Source organism: Lysobacter sp. Root690 (assembly GCF_001427785.1).
Taxonomy (GTDB): Bacteria; Pseudomonadota; Gammaproteobacteria; order Xanthomonadales; family Xanthomonadaceae; genus Lysobacter.
On record NZ_LMHM01000016.1, the window covers coordinates 597,778 to 616,912 of the forward strand.

Below are 19,135 nucleotides of genomic sequence, written 5' to 3' on the forward strand. Positions count from 1 at the left end.
CATGAGCACTCTCGACAACGTCCTGCAATTGCAGCAGCCCTTGAAGGAAGGCGGCATCCGCCAGGTCAATTTCTTCAACGGCCGGCTGCTGACCGGCAAGGATCTGGCGCGCGAACAACTCGCCCATCGCCAGGCCGATGCGCGCCTGGGGCTGGCGATCGGCGACGGTGTGGCGTTCGGCCTGGAAGCCGCGCGCGATGCCGATCTCGATCAGGCCAACGCACCGGTACTGCGGGTGCGCGCGGGCCTGGCGATCAATCGCCTCGGTCAGACCTTGCGCCTGGGCGCCGACACCAGCGTCGCGCTGACCCGCCGCTACGACGCCGACGACGGCGGCGACGGCTGCCAATGCGTGTTCGCGCAATGCAACCCGCTCGCCGACGGCACCTACGTCGCCGGCGCCGGGGTGTACGTGCTGACGATCGCGCCGGCGCAATCGAGCGAAGGCCGCGCGCCGAGCAACGGCCTGGACCCGTCCAACGTGCGTTGCAACACCGACGCCACCGTCGATGCGGTGCAGTTCCGCCTGCTCGCGATCAATCCACTGCGCTTCGCCGATCTCGACCCGTCCTCGCCGCTGTTCCGCAATCGCTTGGCCTACCGCTGCTTCGGCGTGGAAGCGCGCGACGCCAATGCATTCGACCCGTGGCGGGTGGACCCGCCGAACTACGGCCTGATCGACGAACTGCGCAGCGGCGCGCTGAGCGACTGCGACGTGCCGATCGCGCTGGTGTACTGGACCGCGGCCGGGCTGAATTTCGTCGACACCTGGGCGGTGCGGCGCGCGCTGCTCGAACCCGACGCGCTGTCGGGCTTCTCGTTCCAGCGCAACCCGCTGGTGCCCGGCGAGCTGTCCTCGTTCGCCTTCGTCGCACGCGCGCGCCGGCTGGTCGAGGCGCATGCGATGTGCGCGCAGTTCCAGCAGCAACTGGGCGACGTGCTGGCCGCGAGCGGCGCGCCGACCGTGCTGGCGGCCCATCAGGTGTTTCGCTATCTGCCGCCGTTCGGGATAGTGCCATTGCAGAGCGCCGCGCTGCGCGGTTTCAGCGAGAGCAGCTTCTTCGCTGGCATCGCCCGCCGTCCGGGCGCTGGCGGCACCGCCCAGGGCACGCCGTTCATCGACATGCGCCAGCTCGGTGCGGTGCAGCAGCAAGCGCTCGCGCATGCGCCGATCGATCTGGAGCAGCACGAATACCTGCCGGTGTGGCGGCCCTGGCAGAACACTCGGGCCGCGTTCGAAACCGGCGACGTGCAACCGATGCGCGTATTCGCCAGCCCCTTCATTTCCGATCCCGCGGTCGCCCGCTTCGATGTGGCGCGCGTGGACTACAGCAACTTCACCGCGTGCTGCGACGCGCCGTAGCCGGTCTACCAGGAGAGCTTCCATGGCAACACTTCCCACGCAGGTACGACCCGGCGACATCGTCTCCTCGGACCTGATCAACGCGATCCTGCAGACCCTGGCGCAATTGCAGGGCGATCCGGGCAGCGGAACCCAGAGCGTGCCGAACCTGTTCGGCCTGCTGCTGCGCGATGCGCGCACCATCATCCAGCAGCCCAACCGGCAATTGAGCCTGGGCTTCGTGCTGGACGTGGCCGGCGCCGCGGTCGATCCACTGGCCGCGGCCAACATCGGCCTGATCGTGCTGACACAGAATCCGCCCGCCGATGCACGCGTCGCGCCGGGTACCTCGGTCAATCTGGTGGTGTCGCGCTCGGATTCCGGCGTGCCCAATCCCGGCCCGCAACCGCCGACCATCACCCGCACCGAAACTCCGAGCGGCACCGCCGCGACCAGTTTCGCGGTCGGCACGTCGCTGGCCGTGGTCGGCACCAACTTTAACGCGTCGTCTTCGCAGAACACGGTGACGTTCAACAACATCGCCGCCGCCTCGGTGATCAACGACCCCGCCGATCCGACCCGGCGCCTGCTCGTCACCGTCCCCAGCGGAATTCCCAACGCGCCGACCCTGCCGGCCCAGCCCGCGCTGGCGAACGTGACCTTGCGGATCGTGACCCCGAACGGCACCCCCGCGACCACCACCGTCAGCGTGAGCGCGCCGGTGCCGTTGCAGCCGACGATCACCTCGATCCAGCCGCTGACCCAGCAGGAAACCGCCAACATCACCATCACCGGCAGCAACTTCGCCGCCGGCGTGCAGGTCCGCATTCGCGGCAGCAACGCCGCGATCGTCAGCAGCAACGCGACCACGATCGTCGCCACCGTACCCAACTTCGCCGACATCCCGGCTTCGGGCGTCGCGCCCGCGGCCGTGGTCGTCACCGTTCCGGGCTTCAGCGACATCACCTTCAACGGCACCTTCAACGTAGTCGGCGTCTGAGCAACGACGTCCGACCATCGGCGTACGAACCATGGACGTTCGAATCACAGGCACGAATCAGGAGAGTTTCATGAGCCTTCGCATCCGTTACAACTCCGCACCGCGCCGGCTCGTCCTGCACGGCCTGGCCTTAGCCGCGGTCGCACTGACATCGCCCGCGTTGTGGGCGCAGTCGCTGACCCTGCACGTGCCCTCGCGCGGGCCGGCGACCGAGCCGCAGAATGCGGCCACCTCGATCGAATTCGATGCCGCCTCGCTGACCGGCACGGCCTCGATCAGCGTCGCAGGCACCGCCGTGCCGGTGCCGGCCTCGCCGTGCGCGGGCGTGGCCTGCGGCGCGGTCGGCGCCACCGCCGAAGGCGACGTGATCAAGGTGACCCGGATCAGCGGCAGCAACCGCGTGCGCCTGGATGTCACCTACCAGAGTCTATTCAACGCCAACTACTGCGCGCCCAAGCCGCATGCCGGCGTGGACCGCGCGATCGAACTGACCGGCTTCACCTTCGGCGCCGGCAAGGGCTATCGCATCACCAGTTTCATGGCCCCTATCGAGACGGTATGCGATCTGGCCTACGTGCGGGTACCGAACAACCGGCCCAATCTGACCGGCGCCGGCGTCGACTATCTCGGGCGTTTGCCGCTGGATCTGGTGCTGGTGCTGGACAAGTCGCCGAGCATGGCCTGGACGATTCCGGGCCAGGCCGACATCCGCTGGGACCGGCTGAAGAGTTCGGTGCAGTTGTTCGCGACCGTGTGGGATGCGATCGGCGCGCCGCCGGCGCCGTCGACCGAATCCTCCGAAGGCCATCCGGACGATCGCCTCGGCGTGGTGTTGTTCGGCGGCAACGCGGTGGAAACGTCGCTGGACGGCAGCTTCTTCAAGGCGCGCGGTAACAGCCCCGCGCCGTGGTCGGCGCCGGTCGCCGCCACCCTGGTCGACAACACCTTCATCGGCGGCACCTCGGTCGGCGCCGGCATCGCGTTGGCGCGAACCAAGCTCAGCACCGGCGAAGACGTGCTCGGCAGGAGCGCGGTGGTGGTGTTCACCGATGGCGAACAGAACACGCCGGCCTGCATCGTGCGCGAAACCGAAACCCTGTCGCCGACGGTCAAGCCGTATCCCAACCAGCCTCCGGGAACGACCTACACCGACCAATGCACCGTCGCCGCGGCGGCGAGCGCGGACAAGAAACTCACCCTCAACGGCGGCGTGCTCGCGCAGGGGCTGCCGCGCGGCCCGGTCTACACCATCGGCCTGGGCGAAGGCGCCTCGGCCGCGAGCGGCGCGCTGCTGGACGAAATCTCCAAGGAAACCGCCGGCCAACCGTTCTTCGCCTACAACGGGCCGAGCATGGATTCGGCCTTCGTCGATCACCTGGTGTCCAACCTCAAGGGCGGCACGGTGTCGCTGCTGGACCGCACCGCCGGCCAACTCAGCGGCGGCAACCAGACCAGCACGCCGTTCGCGTTCAAGCTCGATCCTTCGCTGAGCCGCGCTACCTTCGTGCTCAGCTGGGACGGTCGCGGCCGCGAAGCCGGGCTCGATCTATTCGGTCCCAACGGCAAGCCGATCACCGGCGCGCAGACCGCCGGCGGCGCGAATTTCCGGGTCGTGACGGTCAATCTGCCCAGCAGCGGTCCGCCGGGCGAGTGGAAGGTCGGGGTCCGCCGCTACGGCACCGCCGACATGAACTATCAGTTGTCGGCCTACGGCGTGGAAAGCCGCCTGGGCCTGCAGGTGCGCGAGTCGGCGAAGCTCGGCACCGGCAATGTGCTCAAGATCGCGACCACGATCGGTTGGGATCACGGCCCGCTGACCGACCTGCCGGACGGCGCGGTGCGCGCGATCATCGAACGCCCCGACGCCAACCTGGGCAATCTGCTGCACGACAGCGCCGGCCAGGCGATCGAAGGCAAGATCCCCGACGACGCCTCGCCGCTGGCGATGCGCTTGCGCCAGTTGTTCGCCAGCCAGGGCTTCCTCGACAAGATCCAGCCCAAGCCGCTGGCCGATGCGATCGAACTCAAGCACGCCGGCTTCGGCCGCTATGAAGGCAGCTTCGACGGCATCAAGGTCGGCGGCCAGTACCGCGTCCGCATCGAGTACGAGTGGAACGATCCGCGCACCGGCGAGATCCGCCGCCGCGACTACATCGCGCGCCAGGCGCTGGTGATTCCGGATGCCAAGAGCTCGCTGGTCACGGTCAAACGCGACGGGCGCGATACCTTCATCGTGATCACGCCGCGCGACAAGTTCGGCAATTACGTCGGCCCGGGCTTCGAGAACGGTTTCAGCGTCAAGCTCGACGCCGGCACCGTGGCCGGCCCGCCGAGCGACCACGGCCTGGGCGGCGACTATTCAATCCGGGTCACCGGCCTGAACGATGGCGACGATCCCAAGGTGACGATCCTGTTCGCCGACCAGACCCTGCGCGATGGTCCGCTGTCGAGCATCGGCGGCAACAGCGGCGAACCGCCCGCGCCGGCGCCGTGGTGGAAGCGCTGGTGGTGGGTGATCCTGATCGTGCTGTTGCTGTTGTTCCTGCTGCTACGGCGCAAGTGAGCACGGCATGCGGCCGGACGCGCATCGCGATCTGAAGCAGTTTGGCGGCATCAGGCTGCGCAGCGTCACGCTGCGCGGCGCTGAGCGCGATCGCCTGCTCGCCCGGCTGCGGCTGGAACGCGCGCTCGATGCGGTCGACTGGACGCCGCGCGGCCTGCCCGCCGGCGCCGTGTTGCTGGTGCGGCGCTTGGTCGCGACGCGCGGCGTGCGTACCACGCTGGCGCGCACGGTGACTCAGGCCTTGCACGAACACAGCCGCAACGCGCGCCGGCCGTGGCTGGACGAACAGGCCGTCGACGCCGGGGCGGTGTGGTTCGATCGCGGCGAACTCGCCGCCTGCCTGGCCCGCGACGCATTGCGCGGGCGGGTGTCGCAGCGATGGTGGTGGCCCGGCGTGCTCGAAGGCCGCGATCCCGAACAATGGCTGCGCGAGCACGTGTTGGACCATGGCGAACGCGTGGTGTCGTTGCTGGCGATGCTGTGCGCTCGCGACGACGCGGTCGCGTGGTTGCGGCGCTTGTCCGACCCTGATGCGGCGCGTGGATTGGACGCGGTGATTCGCGACTACGCAGTGCCCTTGGTGGAATATCCGACGCGGAAACCGCATTCGCCTGACCTCGACAAACGCACTATCGATGTCGCGCCGGGAATGCCCGACCCGGGTATCGCGACTACCGCATCGACAGCGAAGGCATCGAAGACTGCCGTAGCGCACACCGCGCAGGTTTCGAATTCACTCTCCGCCTCGCCGCGCGCCGTTGCGCGCCTGCTCGCCGCGGCTCCCGAGTTGCTCAGCGCACGTTTGGCTGCGCCGGCACAACGGCTGCTCGCGCATGCGCGGGTGGCGATGCACGATCCGAACTGGCTGCGCAGCCGGGAATTCGTCGACACATTGAACCGCTGGATCGATTCACAGGCTGTCACCGGAATCGAGCCCGCCGCGCCCGAGCGCCATGAATCCGCGATCGGCACCATCCGCGAGATCAGACCCGGCGTTTCCGCGCCTGTCCGCATCATCGACACAAGCGAGGCGCTCGTGGCCGGGTCGTCCCGAACCCATCAGCCGGTTGCGCCGGATCGGAAAGCGCTTCGTCGATTCCCCGACACGCCGGCCCAGTCACGCGTAATCGCGACGGAAACGGATCTACCGGCAACCTCCACGCACGCAGAACTACCCGCAGCCGCGAGCGCCCTCGACGCACAAGACAGGATCGAACCAACCGCTGCCGTCTACGCAACGGACATGGACGCCGCCGAAACCGGAATCATCCCCTCGCCCATCCTCGATCCCGCGACGCAAATCGACGACTCGCCAACACCGTCGCCAGCCGAGGCCGTCGGCGACGAATACACCGCGCACGCCATCGACACCGAGTTCGGCGGATTGCTGTATCTGCTCAACGTCGCCCTGGCGCTTGAGTTGTACGGCGACTTCACTTCGCCCCGCACGCCCGGCATCGCGCTGTCGCCATGGGACTGGCTGGCGATGATCGCACGCGCCTGGTTCGGCGCTTCGTTCCGCAACGACCCGTTGGATGCCGTGTTGGCGAAATTGGCCGGACGCGGCGCACATCAATCACCCGGCGCCGATTTCGATCCCGGCCGCGACGCGTCCATGCCCAACGCCTGGCTGCGGCCCTGGGGCGAAATCGATCGCCTCGGTTATCGCGCCGACGCGGACCGACTGCGCATATGGCACCCGCAAGGTTTCGTCGTGTTCGACCAGCCGCGCGACCGCGGGCTCTCGCCCGCCGTTCAAGCCGCGAACCTGTGCGCGACGCGCGACCATCTGCGCGGCGCCACGCTGCAACGTATGGCGCGTTCGCTATCGCCCGGCCGCTCGCGCCAGACGGCCCAACGCTGGCTCGATCGCCTGCTGCCGTACCTGCATGCGCGCATCGCACTCGCACTCGGCCTGGATGCGCACGACGCAGAACTTCCCGCGCAAGTTTGTCGCCATCGCGCGCGGGTGCGCTGCGACCTCACCCACCTCGACGTGCATCTGTCGCTGGCGAGTCTGCCGCTGTCGCTGCGCATCGCCGGCCTGGATCGCGATCCGGGCTGGATTCCCGCGGCCGGACGCAGCATCCGCTTCCATTTCGACGCCGCCGGCTTCGACAGCGTCGGTTTCGACACGATCAGTTCCGACCGCGCCGACCGCGTTGGAGACCGCGCATGAACGCCCTGCCCACCGCGACCACCGCCGATGTTTTCGCCGATTGTCCCTATCGCGCCGACCAACACCTCAAGCTCGCCTCGTACGCGGTGATCGCAAGCTTGATCGAGGCCTGCGCCGAGGACGTCGATGCGGCGATACAACTGCACCCGTTCCTGGCCGACTATGCCGAGGAAATCGAAAGCGCGCTGGGCCACTTCGACGCGCCCGCGCTGCACTGGCGCGCGGCGCTGGACGTCTGGGAGCAAGCGGCGCGCGACAAGCAGGCAAGCTTGCCGTTGCTCGCATTGCAACGCGCCGGCCTGAGCCGGCTGGAGCTGGAACTGCTGCTCGCGATCGGGCTGATCGAGGAGGACCCGCGTTTCGGCGCCGTGTTCGAACATGGCCAGCGCGGGCGGGCACAGGACCGGCACGGCGAATTCGATTCGGGCCTGCGCCGCGACGGCCGCCCCAGCTTCGGCCTGTTGATGGCCTGGTGGCGCGACCATGACGGCGGCGACAGCGTCGATCCGGTGCGGCGTTCGCTGCACAAACTGATCGAACTGGGACTGCTGCAATTGCCCAACCACGACGCGCCGCGGCCGGACTGGACGCCGACGGTGCAACTGGCCGTGTGGGACGGACTACGCGGCGAACTCACCGCCACCCGCTGGCTGCGGCACCAGCCGCGCGCGCAGTTGCCGCGGCTGCTCGATTACATCGCGCCCAACGACGACCTGCACTGCGAACTGCTGTTGCAGGCGCTGCGCAGCGAAGCGGCGGCGCCAACCCTGCTGATCCGCGGCGCGCTCCGCAACGGCCGCAAGACCCTGGCCGGCGTGCTCGCGCACGCGCTCGGCAAGGATCTGCTGTGGGCCGACGCCAGCGTGTTCGAAGACGAAAGCCGCTGGCGTTTGTTCGGCGTGCTCGCGGCGATGCTGGACGCGGTACCGGCGATCGAAGCCGATTCGGTGCCCGGTGAAACCCGGCAACTTGCGGCCTTGCCTCTGATCGACGCGCCCTTGCTGGTGGTCACCAACCGCCAGGGCGCGTGGTCCTGCGCCGGTAATCGGCCGGTTCTGGATGTGGAACTGCCGCTGCCCGGCCCGGATCAGCGGCTGGCGCATTGGCGCGCATGTCTGCCGCAGGCGTCGGCGCAAAGCTTAAGCGAACTGGCCGGATGGCGGCGCTTGTCGAGCGGCCACCTGCGTCAGGTCGCGGCCAGCTCGGGCGCTTTCGCGCGACTTGCGCAACGCGAGCAACCGCAGCGCGAGGACTTGCGCCGCGCCTGCCGCGGCTTGCCGACCGCGCGCCTGGACACGCTTGCGACTCGCCTGCCCGCTGAGGGCTCGCTGAGCGAACTGATCGTCGACGACCTCACCCGCGACGAGATCGACGCGCTAGTCACCCGCTGCCAATGGCGCGAACCGCTGGCCGGCGCCTCGGCTACGGTCGCGCTGGGCGGGGTCGGCGTGCGCGCTTTGTTCGCCGGCCCCAGCGGCACCGGCAAGACCCTGGCCGCGCGCATGCTCGCGGTCGAATTGGGCAAGGACGTGTACCGCATCGATCTGGCTTCGGCGGTCAACAAATACCTCGGCGAAACCGAGAAGAACCTCGACCGCGCGCTCAGCGCCGCCGAGGAACTCGACGTGGTGCTGCTGCTCGACGAAGGCGACGCATTGATGGCCAACCGCACCGACGTCGGCTCCTCGCACGACCGCTACGCCAACCTGGAAACCAATTTCCTGCTGCAGCGGATCGAATCGTTCGAAGGCATCCTGGTGGTCACCAGCAACGCCGCCGACCGTATCGACCGCGCCTTCGCTCGGCGCATGGACGTGGTGATCAACTTCCGCGCGCCCGACGCGTGGCGGCGCTACGAAATCGTGCGCCTGCACCTGGGCGACTGCGACTGCGACGAGACCTGGCTGCAGGACGCGGCCAGCCGCTGCGCGCTCAGCGGCGGACAGTGGCGCAACGTGGTCGTGCATGCGCGCCTGCTCGCCCTGCGCAGCGGCGGGCCGCTCGGCACCGCGCACCTGCAGGCCGCGCTGGCGCGCGAGTACCGCAAGATCGGCGGCAACTGCCCGATGCGCGTGAGCGAACGCGAGCCGCGCTCGGCCGCACGCTCGATCACATCCTCGACTTCGGGCGCCTGATCCATGGCCGTCGCGCGCATCGCCAAGCGAGCCGATCCGCGCTCCGATCCGCGCTATAAACGCGTGGTGTCCAAGCTTGAGGCCGACACCCGCAAACTCAAGCAACACCCGCCGCCGGCGCGCAAGTCGGACGAATCGGCCAAGGCCGCCAAGGGCCCGGCCAACGAAAAAGCCGCCGGCGCGCGCGCCAAGCAGGTCGACAAGCTCGAACAAAGCGACACGCCCAAGCCGCAGACCGCCAGCTTCCTGTCGATGCTGCGCGCGGAAATCGAAAAGGTGATGCCCAAGACATTGGGCGACACCGAGAAATTCATGAAGGGAGGCGCGGGCAACGACATCAAGGGCTCGCTCAAGGGCGAAGTCGGCAATCAGAAACAGGCTGCGACCGGCGACCTCAAGCAGAACTCGAGCGCCGCGCCGTCGGAAGCCGGGGTCGCCGCCAAACCGGTCACGCCGATTCCGCCCGAACCCGGCGCGCCCGCGCCGCAGGTCGACGCCGCCGCGGCCATGCCCGCGCCCAAACCGGCCGCGGAAATTTCGCTGGAAGACAGCAAGATCGAGGTCGCCGACGCCAAGAAGTCGACCAAGCAGACCGAAACCCGCCTGACCAACGCCAACGACCCGCGTTTCTCGGCGGTGATGAGCGCGGAAAAAGCCGTGCACAAACAGGCCGACGCCGGCCCGGGGCAATACCGCGGCAAGGAAGCGGCGACGCTCGGCAAGGCCGGCGCGCAGGCCAAGGGCGTCGCCGGCAAGGGCGTGAGCAGCCTGCTGGCGACCAAGGGCGGCAGCAAGACCAAGGTCGCGTCCAAGCAGGAACAACAAAAGGCGCGCGAAGAACTGGAACTGAGCAAGTTCACCAACTTCGTCGTCGCCACCTTCAACACCGCCAAGGCCACGGTCGACAAACGCCTGGAGACGCTGGACACCACGGTCAACACCCTGTTCGATCAAGGCACCGACGCGGCCTTGAACAGCATGAAGAGCTATGTCGAGGACGCGCTGTTCAAGTACAAGCTCGAGCGCTATCTGCTGATGCCCGGCGGCTCGCTGCTGTGGATCAAGGACCAGATCCTCGACCTGCCGCCGGAGGTCAACCGCTTCTACGAGGCCGGGCGCAAGCTGTTCACCTCGGCGATGGACGCATTGGCGGTCAAGGTCGCCAATCTGGTCGAACGCGAACTGGCCGCGGCCAAGAACGACGTCGCCCAGGCCCAGGGCAAGATCGCCGCCGCCCAGGCCGCGCTGTCGCCGGCGGTGCGCGCGCGCGGCGCGCAGCTCACCGCCGAGTACGCCGACAAGTTCGGCGAGCTCAAGTCGGGTATCGAAGACAAGAAACAACAGCTCGCCGAAGGCCTCGCGCAGAAGTACAAGGAAGCCTTCGACAAGGCCGACGAAGCGCTCAAGGCGATCCAGGACGCGAACAAGGGCCTGGTCACCCAGGCCAAGGAAAAGATCGCCGAAGTCGCCAAGGCCTTGATGGAATTCAAGGACAAGCTGATGGGCATCCTGCGCAAGGGCCAGGAAACCATCGACCTGATCCTCGACAACCCCGGCGGCTTCCTGTCCAACCTGATCGCCGCGGTCAAGGGCGGCTTCGCGGCGTTCGCCGGCAGAATCTGGGACCACCTCAAGAAAGGCTTCATGAAGTGGCTGTTCGGCGCGCTCGCCAGCGCCGGCATCGAGATCCCCGGCGACCTGTCGCTGGTCTCGATCCTCAAGCTGGTGCTCGGCGTGCTCGGCATCACCTACGACCGCATGCGCGCCAAGGCGGTGAAACTGCTCGGCCCGACCGCGGTGACGATTATCGAAAAACTGGTCGGCTACCTGCAGACCCTGATCGGCGGCGGCCCGGCCGCGCTGTGGGAACAAATCAAGGGCGACCTGTCGAACCTGAAGGAGATGGTGATCGGCGCGATCCAGGACTGGATCGTCACCACCATCGTGCAGAAGGCCGTGGCCAAGGTCGTGTCGATGTTCAACCCGGCCGGGGCGATCATCCAGGCGATCATGATGATCATCAACGTGGTGATGTTCGTGATCGAACGCGCCGCGCAGATCATGGAATTCGTCGAGTCGGTGATCAACTCGATCCACGCCATCGCCACCGGTTCGATCGGCGGCGCGATCAGCAAGGTCGAACAGGCGCTGGGTAACGCGGTGCCGATTCTGATCGGCTTCCTGGCCGCATTGATCGGCCTGGGTGGCATCAGCGCCAAGATCAAGGGCTTCATCCTCAAGGTTCAGGCCAAGGTCGATCAGGCGATCGACAAGGTGATCAAGAAGGCGGTCGCCTACATCAAGAAGTTCCTCGGCGCGATCAAGGCCGGGGTGATGAAGGTGCTGAACTGGTGGAAGAAGAAAAAACCGGTCAGCGGCGGCGGCGAACAGCACACCCTGACCTTCGAGGGCAGCGGCGGCGGCGCCCGCCTGGTGCTGCGCTCGACCCCGGAAAAACCCTCGACCTTCCTCGATCGCGCCGCCGACGCGCGCAGCGTCACCGCGGCCAAGCGCAAAGGACCGATCGGCACCACCAAGAGCCACGAAAAGGCCATCGAAAGCCTGCAGAAACAGCTCGCGGTGTTCGACGACAACAACAAGGCCGCCGCGGCCGGCAAGTCGGCCAACGAGGCCGACAAGCTGATGGGCGACCTGGACAGCAAGCTCGGCACGATGAGCGCGCACATCTCCGGCACCCTGACCACCTGGGGCGCCAAGGACGAGCCGATCAAGAAGTTCTCGCTGCCGCGTTCGACCTTCTCGGTCGAGCACAAACGCAAGGTCGCCGCCCAGCACACGAAGAAGACCGACCTGCGCCGCAATGCCGACAAGGAGATGATCAACCTGCGCAAAGGCCTCGCGCGCCGCCACATCGTGTCCTCGTTCGACATGTCCGCTCACTACGCTTCGTTCCTGGTCGGCAAGAAATGGTCCGAGGGCAAGATGCTGCTGGAACAGCGCGCCTCGATCGGCGAAGCGCGCACCCCGGTCAACTCGCCGCTCAACCAGGCCGCGATCGTCGACGCCGCGTCCCGGCGCTATGGCAACTTCTTCGGCTATACCAAGAACCTTTTCATCGGCAACAGCCGCGAGAACAGCGCGATCCAGCAGCACCTCGACGCCGGCCATCCGGACATGGCCGAAACCCAGCTGCGCAATCACGTGCGCCGGATCAAGCGCTCCTGGGCGATCGATCCGTCGATGAACATTTCCGAGCTGTGACCATGGACGCGACCCTGCCGTCTTCCCGTCCGCTCCCCGCCTTGCGCGACTACCGCGACACTCTGCGCGGCGCCGACATCGTGGTCTGCGGCTGCGGCCCGTCGCTGCTGGAACTGCCGCGTCCGCACGACCTGCTGACCATCGGCGTCAACGACGTCGGCCGCTTGTTCGACCCAACCTATTTGGTGGTGCTCAACCCGCGCCAGCAGTTCAAGGGCGATCGCTACGCCTTCGTCGAGCGGTCCAATGCGCAAGTCCTGTTCACTCAACTCGAACTCGGCGCGGTGCGGCCGCCTGTGGTGCGTTTTCGTCTGGGCCAGTACGGCGGCGTCGATACCGAAGTCGACGGCTCACTGCACTACAGCCAGAACTCGCCGTATGTGGCGGTGCGCCTGGCGGCGTTGATGGGCGCGCGCCGGATTGGATTGATCGGGGTGGATTTCACCGACGATCATTTCTTCGCCATCACCGGGCGGCATTCGCTGGCCGGCCGCTTGAAGGAAATCGATACGCAGTACGGCCGCCTGGCAACGGCACTGCGGCGAGGCGGCGTCGAGTTGATCAATCTCAGTTCGGTCAGCCGCCTGACCGCGTTGCCACGCGGTTGTATCGACCACGCGCGCTGGTACGAACGCCCCGCGGCGACGATGCGCGCTCCCGTTTCGACCGAACCTGTCGCCCTTCCCGCACCCGCCCGCATCGCGCAGGCCCGGAGTCCCACCATGAAAGTCGCGATCGAAAAACGTTCCGCCGGTCTGGTCGGCGATCTGCTCGACACCCTCGCCCGCTCGGCCGCCGAACTGGGCCACAGCGTCGTGCGCGATCCGCGCGCCAGCGCGCGCAATCCGCGCGTGCTGTCGATCGTCTGGAACGGGCGCGGCTACAGCACCGCCGGACCGACCCTGTACTGCGAACACGGTTGGTTGCCGCGCTGGGATTACCAGATCAGTCCGCGCGGCATCAACGCCGACTCGCATGCCGCGCCGTTCGCATGGGACGGCCAGCCGCTTGACCCAGAACGCGATGCCGAACTCGAGCATCGCCTGGAAGCGATCAAGTCGACCGCGTTCAGCGGCTACTACCAGTACATGCAGGCCAGCGGCCCGGCCGCGAGCAACCTGCCCGCGCAGTTCCTGCTGGTGCCGCTGCAGATCGAGTCCGATACCAACATCGTCCGCCATGCGCCGGCGCGTTTGCGCACGATGCAGGCCTTGATCGATCACGTCTCGCGCATGGACCCGCCGTGGCCGGTGATCTTCAAACAGCATCCGGCCGATGCGCGCACCGGCAACCGGCATCTGCGTCTGCAGCTGCGTCGCCGGCAGGATCTGCTGTGGCCGCAGACCCGCGGCAATATCCACGAGATGCTGCGCAGCGGCGCCTGCCGCGGCATTCTCACCCTCAACAGCAATGTCGCCCACGATGGCTTGTTGTGGGACGTGCCGGCGATCGTGCTGGGCCGCAATGTGTGGCCCAGCCACGGCGCGAAGCCGCCGCTTCTGAGCGAAGCGCTTCTGAACCAGCCGTTCCTGACCGAAGCGCCGCGCGATTGGTCGCAGTTGCAGGCCAGCGTCGACGACCCACAGGCGCGCGCCTGTCGCCGCGCCTATGCGTGGCATCTGATCGCGCATCAGGTCAGTCTGGCCGAAGCCGCCGAGCCGCAACGCGTCGCCGGCCTGCTGGAACTGGCGCTGCGCGAGCGGCCAATGCCGCGCACCGGCTCGGTGATCGTGCGGCCGCCGCCGCGCGCTATCGTGACCCGCGCGGCCAAACCACAGCCGCCCGCGCCGCCAGTGGTGAACGTCGTGGCCGAACACAAAGGCTGGCTGTTCGAACATTGGAAACAGGCGCTGGCCTCAACACCGCTGCCGGGGTATCGAGTCGCGGCGAGCGAACGGCCTCTGCCCCAGGCCGATGCATGGATCTTCCTGCGCGCCAGCGAAGCCGGCCGCGCGCCCGATCCGATGCGCAGCCTGGTGCAGTTGCACGATCTGGGCGACGCGGAGTTGTACCGCTCCGGCGGCGTTCGCGCCGATGTCGCGCGCTGCGGCGGCCTGATGCTCGCGCATCCCGATCAACAGCGCGTGCTCGCCGACGCCGGCGTCGATCTGTCGCGGCGACGCTGGCGCATGCAGCCGGTCGGCTGGGGCGATGGCGCGCCGTTGTCGATCAATCGCGATGGGCCAGCCCAAATCGGCTGGGTCGGACGGCCCGGCAAGTGGTCGCCCGATGCGACATCGGATAACGACCCCAGCGGGCTGAGCGAATTCATCGCCGCGGTGAAACTCGCGCGCCAGCCGCGGCGGGTGGTGCTGGTCGGCGAGCGCCTCGATACGGCCGCGCGCGAACTCAAACGCGCCGGCATCGAGTGCGCGCTATGGCCGGTGTCGCGGCATCCCCTGACGCGCTGCGCGGAATGGATCGCGCGTCTGGACGCGGTCGTCGTCAACGGCCGCACCGATTGCAGTCCGTGGCCGCTGTTCGACGCGCTGCGTGCCGGCGTGCCGGTGATCGCGCCGCATGTGGGCTGGGCGCCGCAATGGCTCGGCGACGGCGAACGCGGCCGACTGGTCGAAGACGTGGTGGCGATGGCGCAGGCGATCGATGAGGTCCTCGGGCAACGCGACATCTGGCAGCAACGTCGCCAGCAGATGCCGCCGCAATGCCCCGAGTTCGGCATGCGTGCGTGGCTGGACGCGAACTTGCGCCTGGCCGCGGAACTGGCGCAGGGCCAGGCCGAAGACAAACAGCGGGCGGTCGCATGAAATCGCTGGCCCGCCCCGCCCGCGCCAGACGGTTGCCGCGCGTCGTTGCAAAATCGCCGGCGCCGCCATGGCTGGGCGACCAGGCCCTGTCGTTGCTGCTGCGCGACTACAGCTTCGACAGCGTGCTCGATGTCGGCTGCGGCAACGGCCGTCAGGCCGAGCACCTGTGCGCCCACGGCAAACAGGTCACCACGATCTCGTTCGAAGCCTATGCCGGCTTCGTCCCGGACTTCGTCGGCGATTTCGACGACTACACCAGCGAGCAGCGTTTCGATGTGGTGTGGTGCTCGCACGCGCTGGAGCACCAGCCCAACGTCGGCCGCTTCCTGCAACGGCTGCTGCACTTCGCCAAGCCCGACGGGTTTCTCGCGATCACCGTGCCGCCGGCGCGGCCGCGCATCGTCGGCGGGCACCTGACCTTGTGGAACGCCGGATTGCTGCTGTACAACCTGATCGTTGCCGGCATCGACTGCCGCGACGCGCGGCTCAAGACCTATGGCTACAACCTGTCGGTGATCGTGCCGGCGCGGCGCGCGCAGTTGCCGGCGCTGCGCCACGATGCCGGCGATATCGAGCGGCTCGCGGCGTTCTTCCCCATGCCGGTGCGGCAGGGCTTCGACGGAAGGATCGAACAGATCGGTTGGGACCGGCCGCCGCGCTGATAGCCGCGACGGCCCGCGCGCTAGCGCATGGCGCAACGCTGCCATCGATCACGCAATCGACCATTGAATACGATTGCAGTCGCAAGTGCTGCAGTGCGGCTACGCCGTACAGTCGACCGCGCGCCATGCCGGGCGCGTAGCGGAACTCAGCGCGATGCACACTGCCAAGCACACATGGATGCAAGCATGGATCATGGCCGCCGGATGGATGCTTGCATCGCTCCTTGGGCTGCACACAGGCGCGGCGCGGGCCGCGATCGACAGCCAGCAACTCGGCGCGCGATACGACGCGGGCCAGGCCAATCTCAACTTCCGCGTGTATTCCTCGCGCGCCACCCGGATCGAAGTGTGGCTGTACAAGACGCCCTCGGGCGCGCAGGAAGTCGCCAAGCTGGTGTTGACCAAGGACGCCGCCAGCCAGGTGTGGTCGAAGTCGGTCGCGGTGACGACGATCAAGAACAGCTACGGCATCACCGGCACGGTCTATTACGGCTATCGCGCCTGGGGCCCTAACTGGCCGTACAACGCGGCCTGGACCAAGGGTAGCGGCAGCGGTTTCGTTAGCGATGTCGACAGCGCCGGCAATCGTTTCAACCCGAACAAGCTGCTGCTCGATCCGTATGCGCGCGAGATCAGCCAGGATCCGAACACCGCCGCCTGCACCGATGGCACGATCTACGCCAGCGGCGCGACCCATCGCAACAAGGACAGCGGCGCCTGCGCGAGCAAGGGCGTGGCGCTGTTGGCCGACACCACGTCGATCGGCAGCAAGCCCACGCGCGCGCTCAAGGACGAGGTGATCTACGAAGTGCACGTGCGCGGCCTGACCCGCAACGACGCCAGCGTGCCCGCGGCCGAACGCGGCACCTACCAGGGCGCCGCGCGCAAGGCCGCGGCGCTGGCCGCGCTCGGCGTCACCGCAGTGGAATTCCTGCCGGTGCAGGAAACCCAGAACGACCAGAACGATGTCGATCCGAATTCGACCACGGACGACAACTACTGGGGCTACATGACCCTGAACTATTTCGCCCCCGATCGCCGCTACGCCTTCGACAAGAGCGCCGGCGGCCCGACCCGCGAATGGAAGGCGATGGTCAAGGCGTTCCACGACGCCGGCATCAAGGTCTATATCGACGTGGTCTACAACCACACCGGCGAAGGCGGCGCCTGGGGCGGCACCGACGGCCTGACCGTGTACAACCTGCTGTCGTTCCGCGGCCTCGACAATCCGGCTTATTACTCGCTCAGTAGCGATTTCCAGTACCCGTGGGACAACACCGGCGTCGGCGGCAACTACAACACCCGTCATCCGATCGCGCAGAATCTGATCGTCGATTCGCTGGCCTACTGGCGCGATACACTCGGCGTGGACGGCTTCCGTTTCGATCTGGCCTCGGTGCTGGGCAACAGCTGCCAGCATGGCTGCTTCAACTTCGACAAGACCGACAGCGGCAACGCGCTAAACCGCATCAGCGCCGAACTGCCGCCGCGCGCGGCCGGCGGCGGCGCCGGCATCGACCTGATCGCCGAGCCGTGGGCGATCGGCGGCAATTCGTATCAGGTCGGCAACTTCCCGGCCGGTTGGGCGGAATGGAACGGCCTGTACCGCGACGCGCTGCGCAAGAAGCAGAACAAGCTCGGGGTCGAAGTGGTCACACCCGGCACATTGGCCTCGCGTTTTTCCGGTTCCAGCGATCTGTACGGCGACGACGGCCGCAAGCCCTGGCATTCGATCAACTTCATGGTCGCCCACGACGGCTTCACCTTGAACGATCTGTACGCCTATGACAGCAAGCAGAACAATCAGCCCTGGCCGTACGGCCCGTCCGACGGCGGCGAAGACCACAACATCAGTTGGAACCAGGGCGGCGTGGTCGCCGAACAACGCAAGGCCGCACGCACCGGCCTGGCCTTCGTGCTGCTCAGCGCCGGCGTGCCGATGATGACCGGTGGCGACGAAGCGCTGCGCACCCAGTTCGGCAACAACAACACCTACAACCTGGATTCGGCGGCGAACTGGCTGTACTGGACGCGCAGCAGCCTCGAGGCCGACCACGAGACCTACACCAAGCGCATGATCGCGTTCCGCAAGGCGCATCCAGCGTTGCGTCCGATCGGTTTCTATTCCGGTGTGGACAACAACGGCAACGTCATGGAGCAGCTGCGTTGGTTCAAGCCCGACGGCGCCCAGGCCGACAGCGCGTACTTCAACGGCAGCGACAACCATGCGCTGGCGTGGCGCATCGACGGCAGCGAGTTCGGCGACAGCGCGAGCGCGATCTATGTCGCCTACAACGGCTGGTCCGGCCCGGTGAATTTCGTCCTGCCGTGGGCGGGGACCGGCAAGCAATGGTATCGGGTGACGGATACGGCGACCTGGAACGAGGGGCCGAACACGGTGGCCTTGCCGGGGAGCGAGACGTTGATCGGCGGGGAGAATACGACGTATGCGATGCAGGGGCGGTCGGTGTTGGTGTTGGTTGCTAAGTGAGGGGGGATTTTTGATTTGGGATTTGGGATTTGGGATTTGGGATTTGGGATTTGGGATTTGGGATTTGGGATTTGGNNTGGATTTGGGATTTGGGATTTGGGATTTGGGATTTGGAATTCTGAATTCGGAATTCGGAATTCGGAGCTGAGAGTTGGAAGGCTGAAACATAGACCGAGGAATCGTGCAGAACTTCAGCGTGACACCTCAATTCGTCATTCCCGCGAAGGCGGGAATCCAGTGACTTCAAGCGTTCTCGCACGAAAGGCACTGGATTCCCGCCTTCGCGGGAATGACGTCTGGAGAGATGGCGCTGAAGCTTCTGGACATTCGGCTGCGCCGAGGTGTCGTTGGCGTCGCATCCACGTGATGTGTCCGGGTTGATCGAGGAGGCGGCGAAGGCGACGGTGGGGTGAGGTCGTTGATCTGTGCGATTCGAAGGTGATGCGGTTGGCGTCGTGGCCGTGGGTTCGCGGTCGCGACTTGTGACCGAAGGAAATCCGGTAGGACGCCGCTCCTACATGGAGGCCAAGCGACTTTTGCTCGGGCCCGAGGCCGCGCAGTTCATCCAGCGCTGCGACGCGGCTGACTCGCGTTAGCAAAAGGACACCCGTAGGGCGACGGGCATGGATGCGCGTCGCGCGCCACCGGGACATGGATGTCCCGTGTGGCGCGTGCCCGCGTCGGCACCGATCTTGCGGGCTCTTGATTCAAATAAAAGCGTTTTTCTTTGGTTACCTTTCTTTTGTCGCTTTTGACAAAAGAAAGTAACTCGGCCG

General features: G+C 66.9%; 10 protein-coding genes. 9 read left to right on the forward strand and 1 reads right to left on the reverse strand.

Annotation, left to right across the window (positions count from 1 at the left end):
* Position 1 precedes the first annotated feature (1 nt).
* The 9 genes from ASD86_RS27310 to ASD86_RS19700 all read left to right on the forward strand — a co-directional run bounded on the left by ASD86_RS27310 (position 2) and on the right by ASD86_RS19700 (position 18,359).
* A complete protein-coding gene (locus tag ASD86_RS27310) occupies positions 2–1,363 on the forward strand; it encodes a hypothetical protein (protein WP_056114568.1) in 1,362 nt (453 codons plus the stop codon).
* Positions 1,364–1,385: 22 nt separating this feature from the next.
* The gene (locus tag ASD86_RS19665) at positions 1,386–2,342 is read left to right on the forward strand and encodes an IPT/TIG domain-containing protein (protein WP_056114571.1); all 957 of its coding nucleotides are present in this window, start codon (positions 1,386–1,388) and stop codon (positions 2,340–2,342) included.
* 70 nt (positions 2,343–2,412) lie between these two features.
* Entirely contained in the window at positions 2,413–4,905 is a 2,493-nt protein-coding gene (locus ASD86_RS19670; RefSeq protein ID WP_056114574.1) for a vWA domain-containing protein, read from the forward strand.
* Between the two features lie 307 nt (positions 4,906–5,212).
* Positions 5,213–7,084, forward strand: coding sequence for a hypothetical protein (locus ASD86_RS26975; RefSeq protein ID WP_157476885.1), 1,872 nt, complete (start codon positions 5,213–5,215; stop codon positions 7,082–7,084).
* Entirely contained in the window at positions 7,081–9,219 is a 2,139-nt protein-coding gene (locus ASD86_RS19680) for an ATP-binding protein (RefSeq protein ID WP_056114580.1), read from the forward strand. Before ASD86_RS26975 ends, ASD86_RS19680 begins: the two co-directional genes overlap by 4 nt.
* Before the next feature lie 3 nt (positions 9,220–9,222).
* Entirely contained in the window at positions 9,223–12,441 is a 3,219-nt protein-coding gene (locus ASD86_RS27315) for a hypothetical protein (protein WP_056114583.1), read from the forward strand.
* A gap of 2 nt (positions 12,442–12,443) precedes the next feature.
* A complete protein-coding gene (locus ASD86_RS19690) occupies positions 12,444–15,206 on the forward strand; it encodes a glycosyltransferase (protein ID WP_056114586.1) in 2,763 nt (920 codons plus the stop codon).
* On the forward strand, positions 15,203–15,868 hold the full coding sequence (locus ASD86_RS19695; RefSeq protein ID WP_162253705.1) for a class I SAM-dependent methyltransferase: 666 nt from the start codon (positions 15,203–15,205) through the stop codon (positions 15,866–15,868). Before ASD86_RS19690 ends, ASD86_RS19695 begins: the two co-directional genes overlap by 4 nt.
* A 208-nt stretch (positions 15,869–16,076) precedes the next feature.
* Positions 16,077–18,359, forward strand: a complete 2,283-nt coding sequence (locus tag ASD86_RS19700; RefSeq protein WP_200957273.1) for an isoamylase — start codon at positions 16,077–16,079, stop codon at positions 18,357–18,359.
* Positions 18,360–18,920: 561 nt separating this feature from the next.
* Here the strand turns inward: ASD86_RS19700 and ASD86_RS28005 are convergent.
* Positions 18,921–19,135: hypothetical protein (locus ASD86_RS28005; protein WP_235567825.1), on the reverse strand; the 215-nt coding region annotated here is incomplete at its 5' end.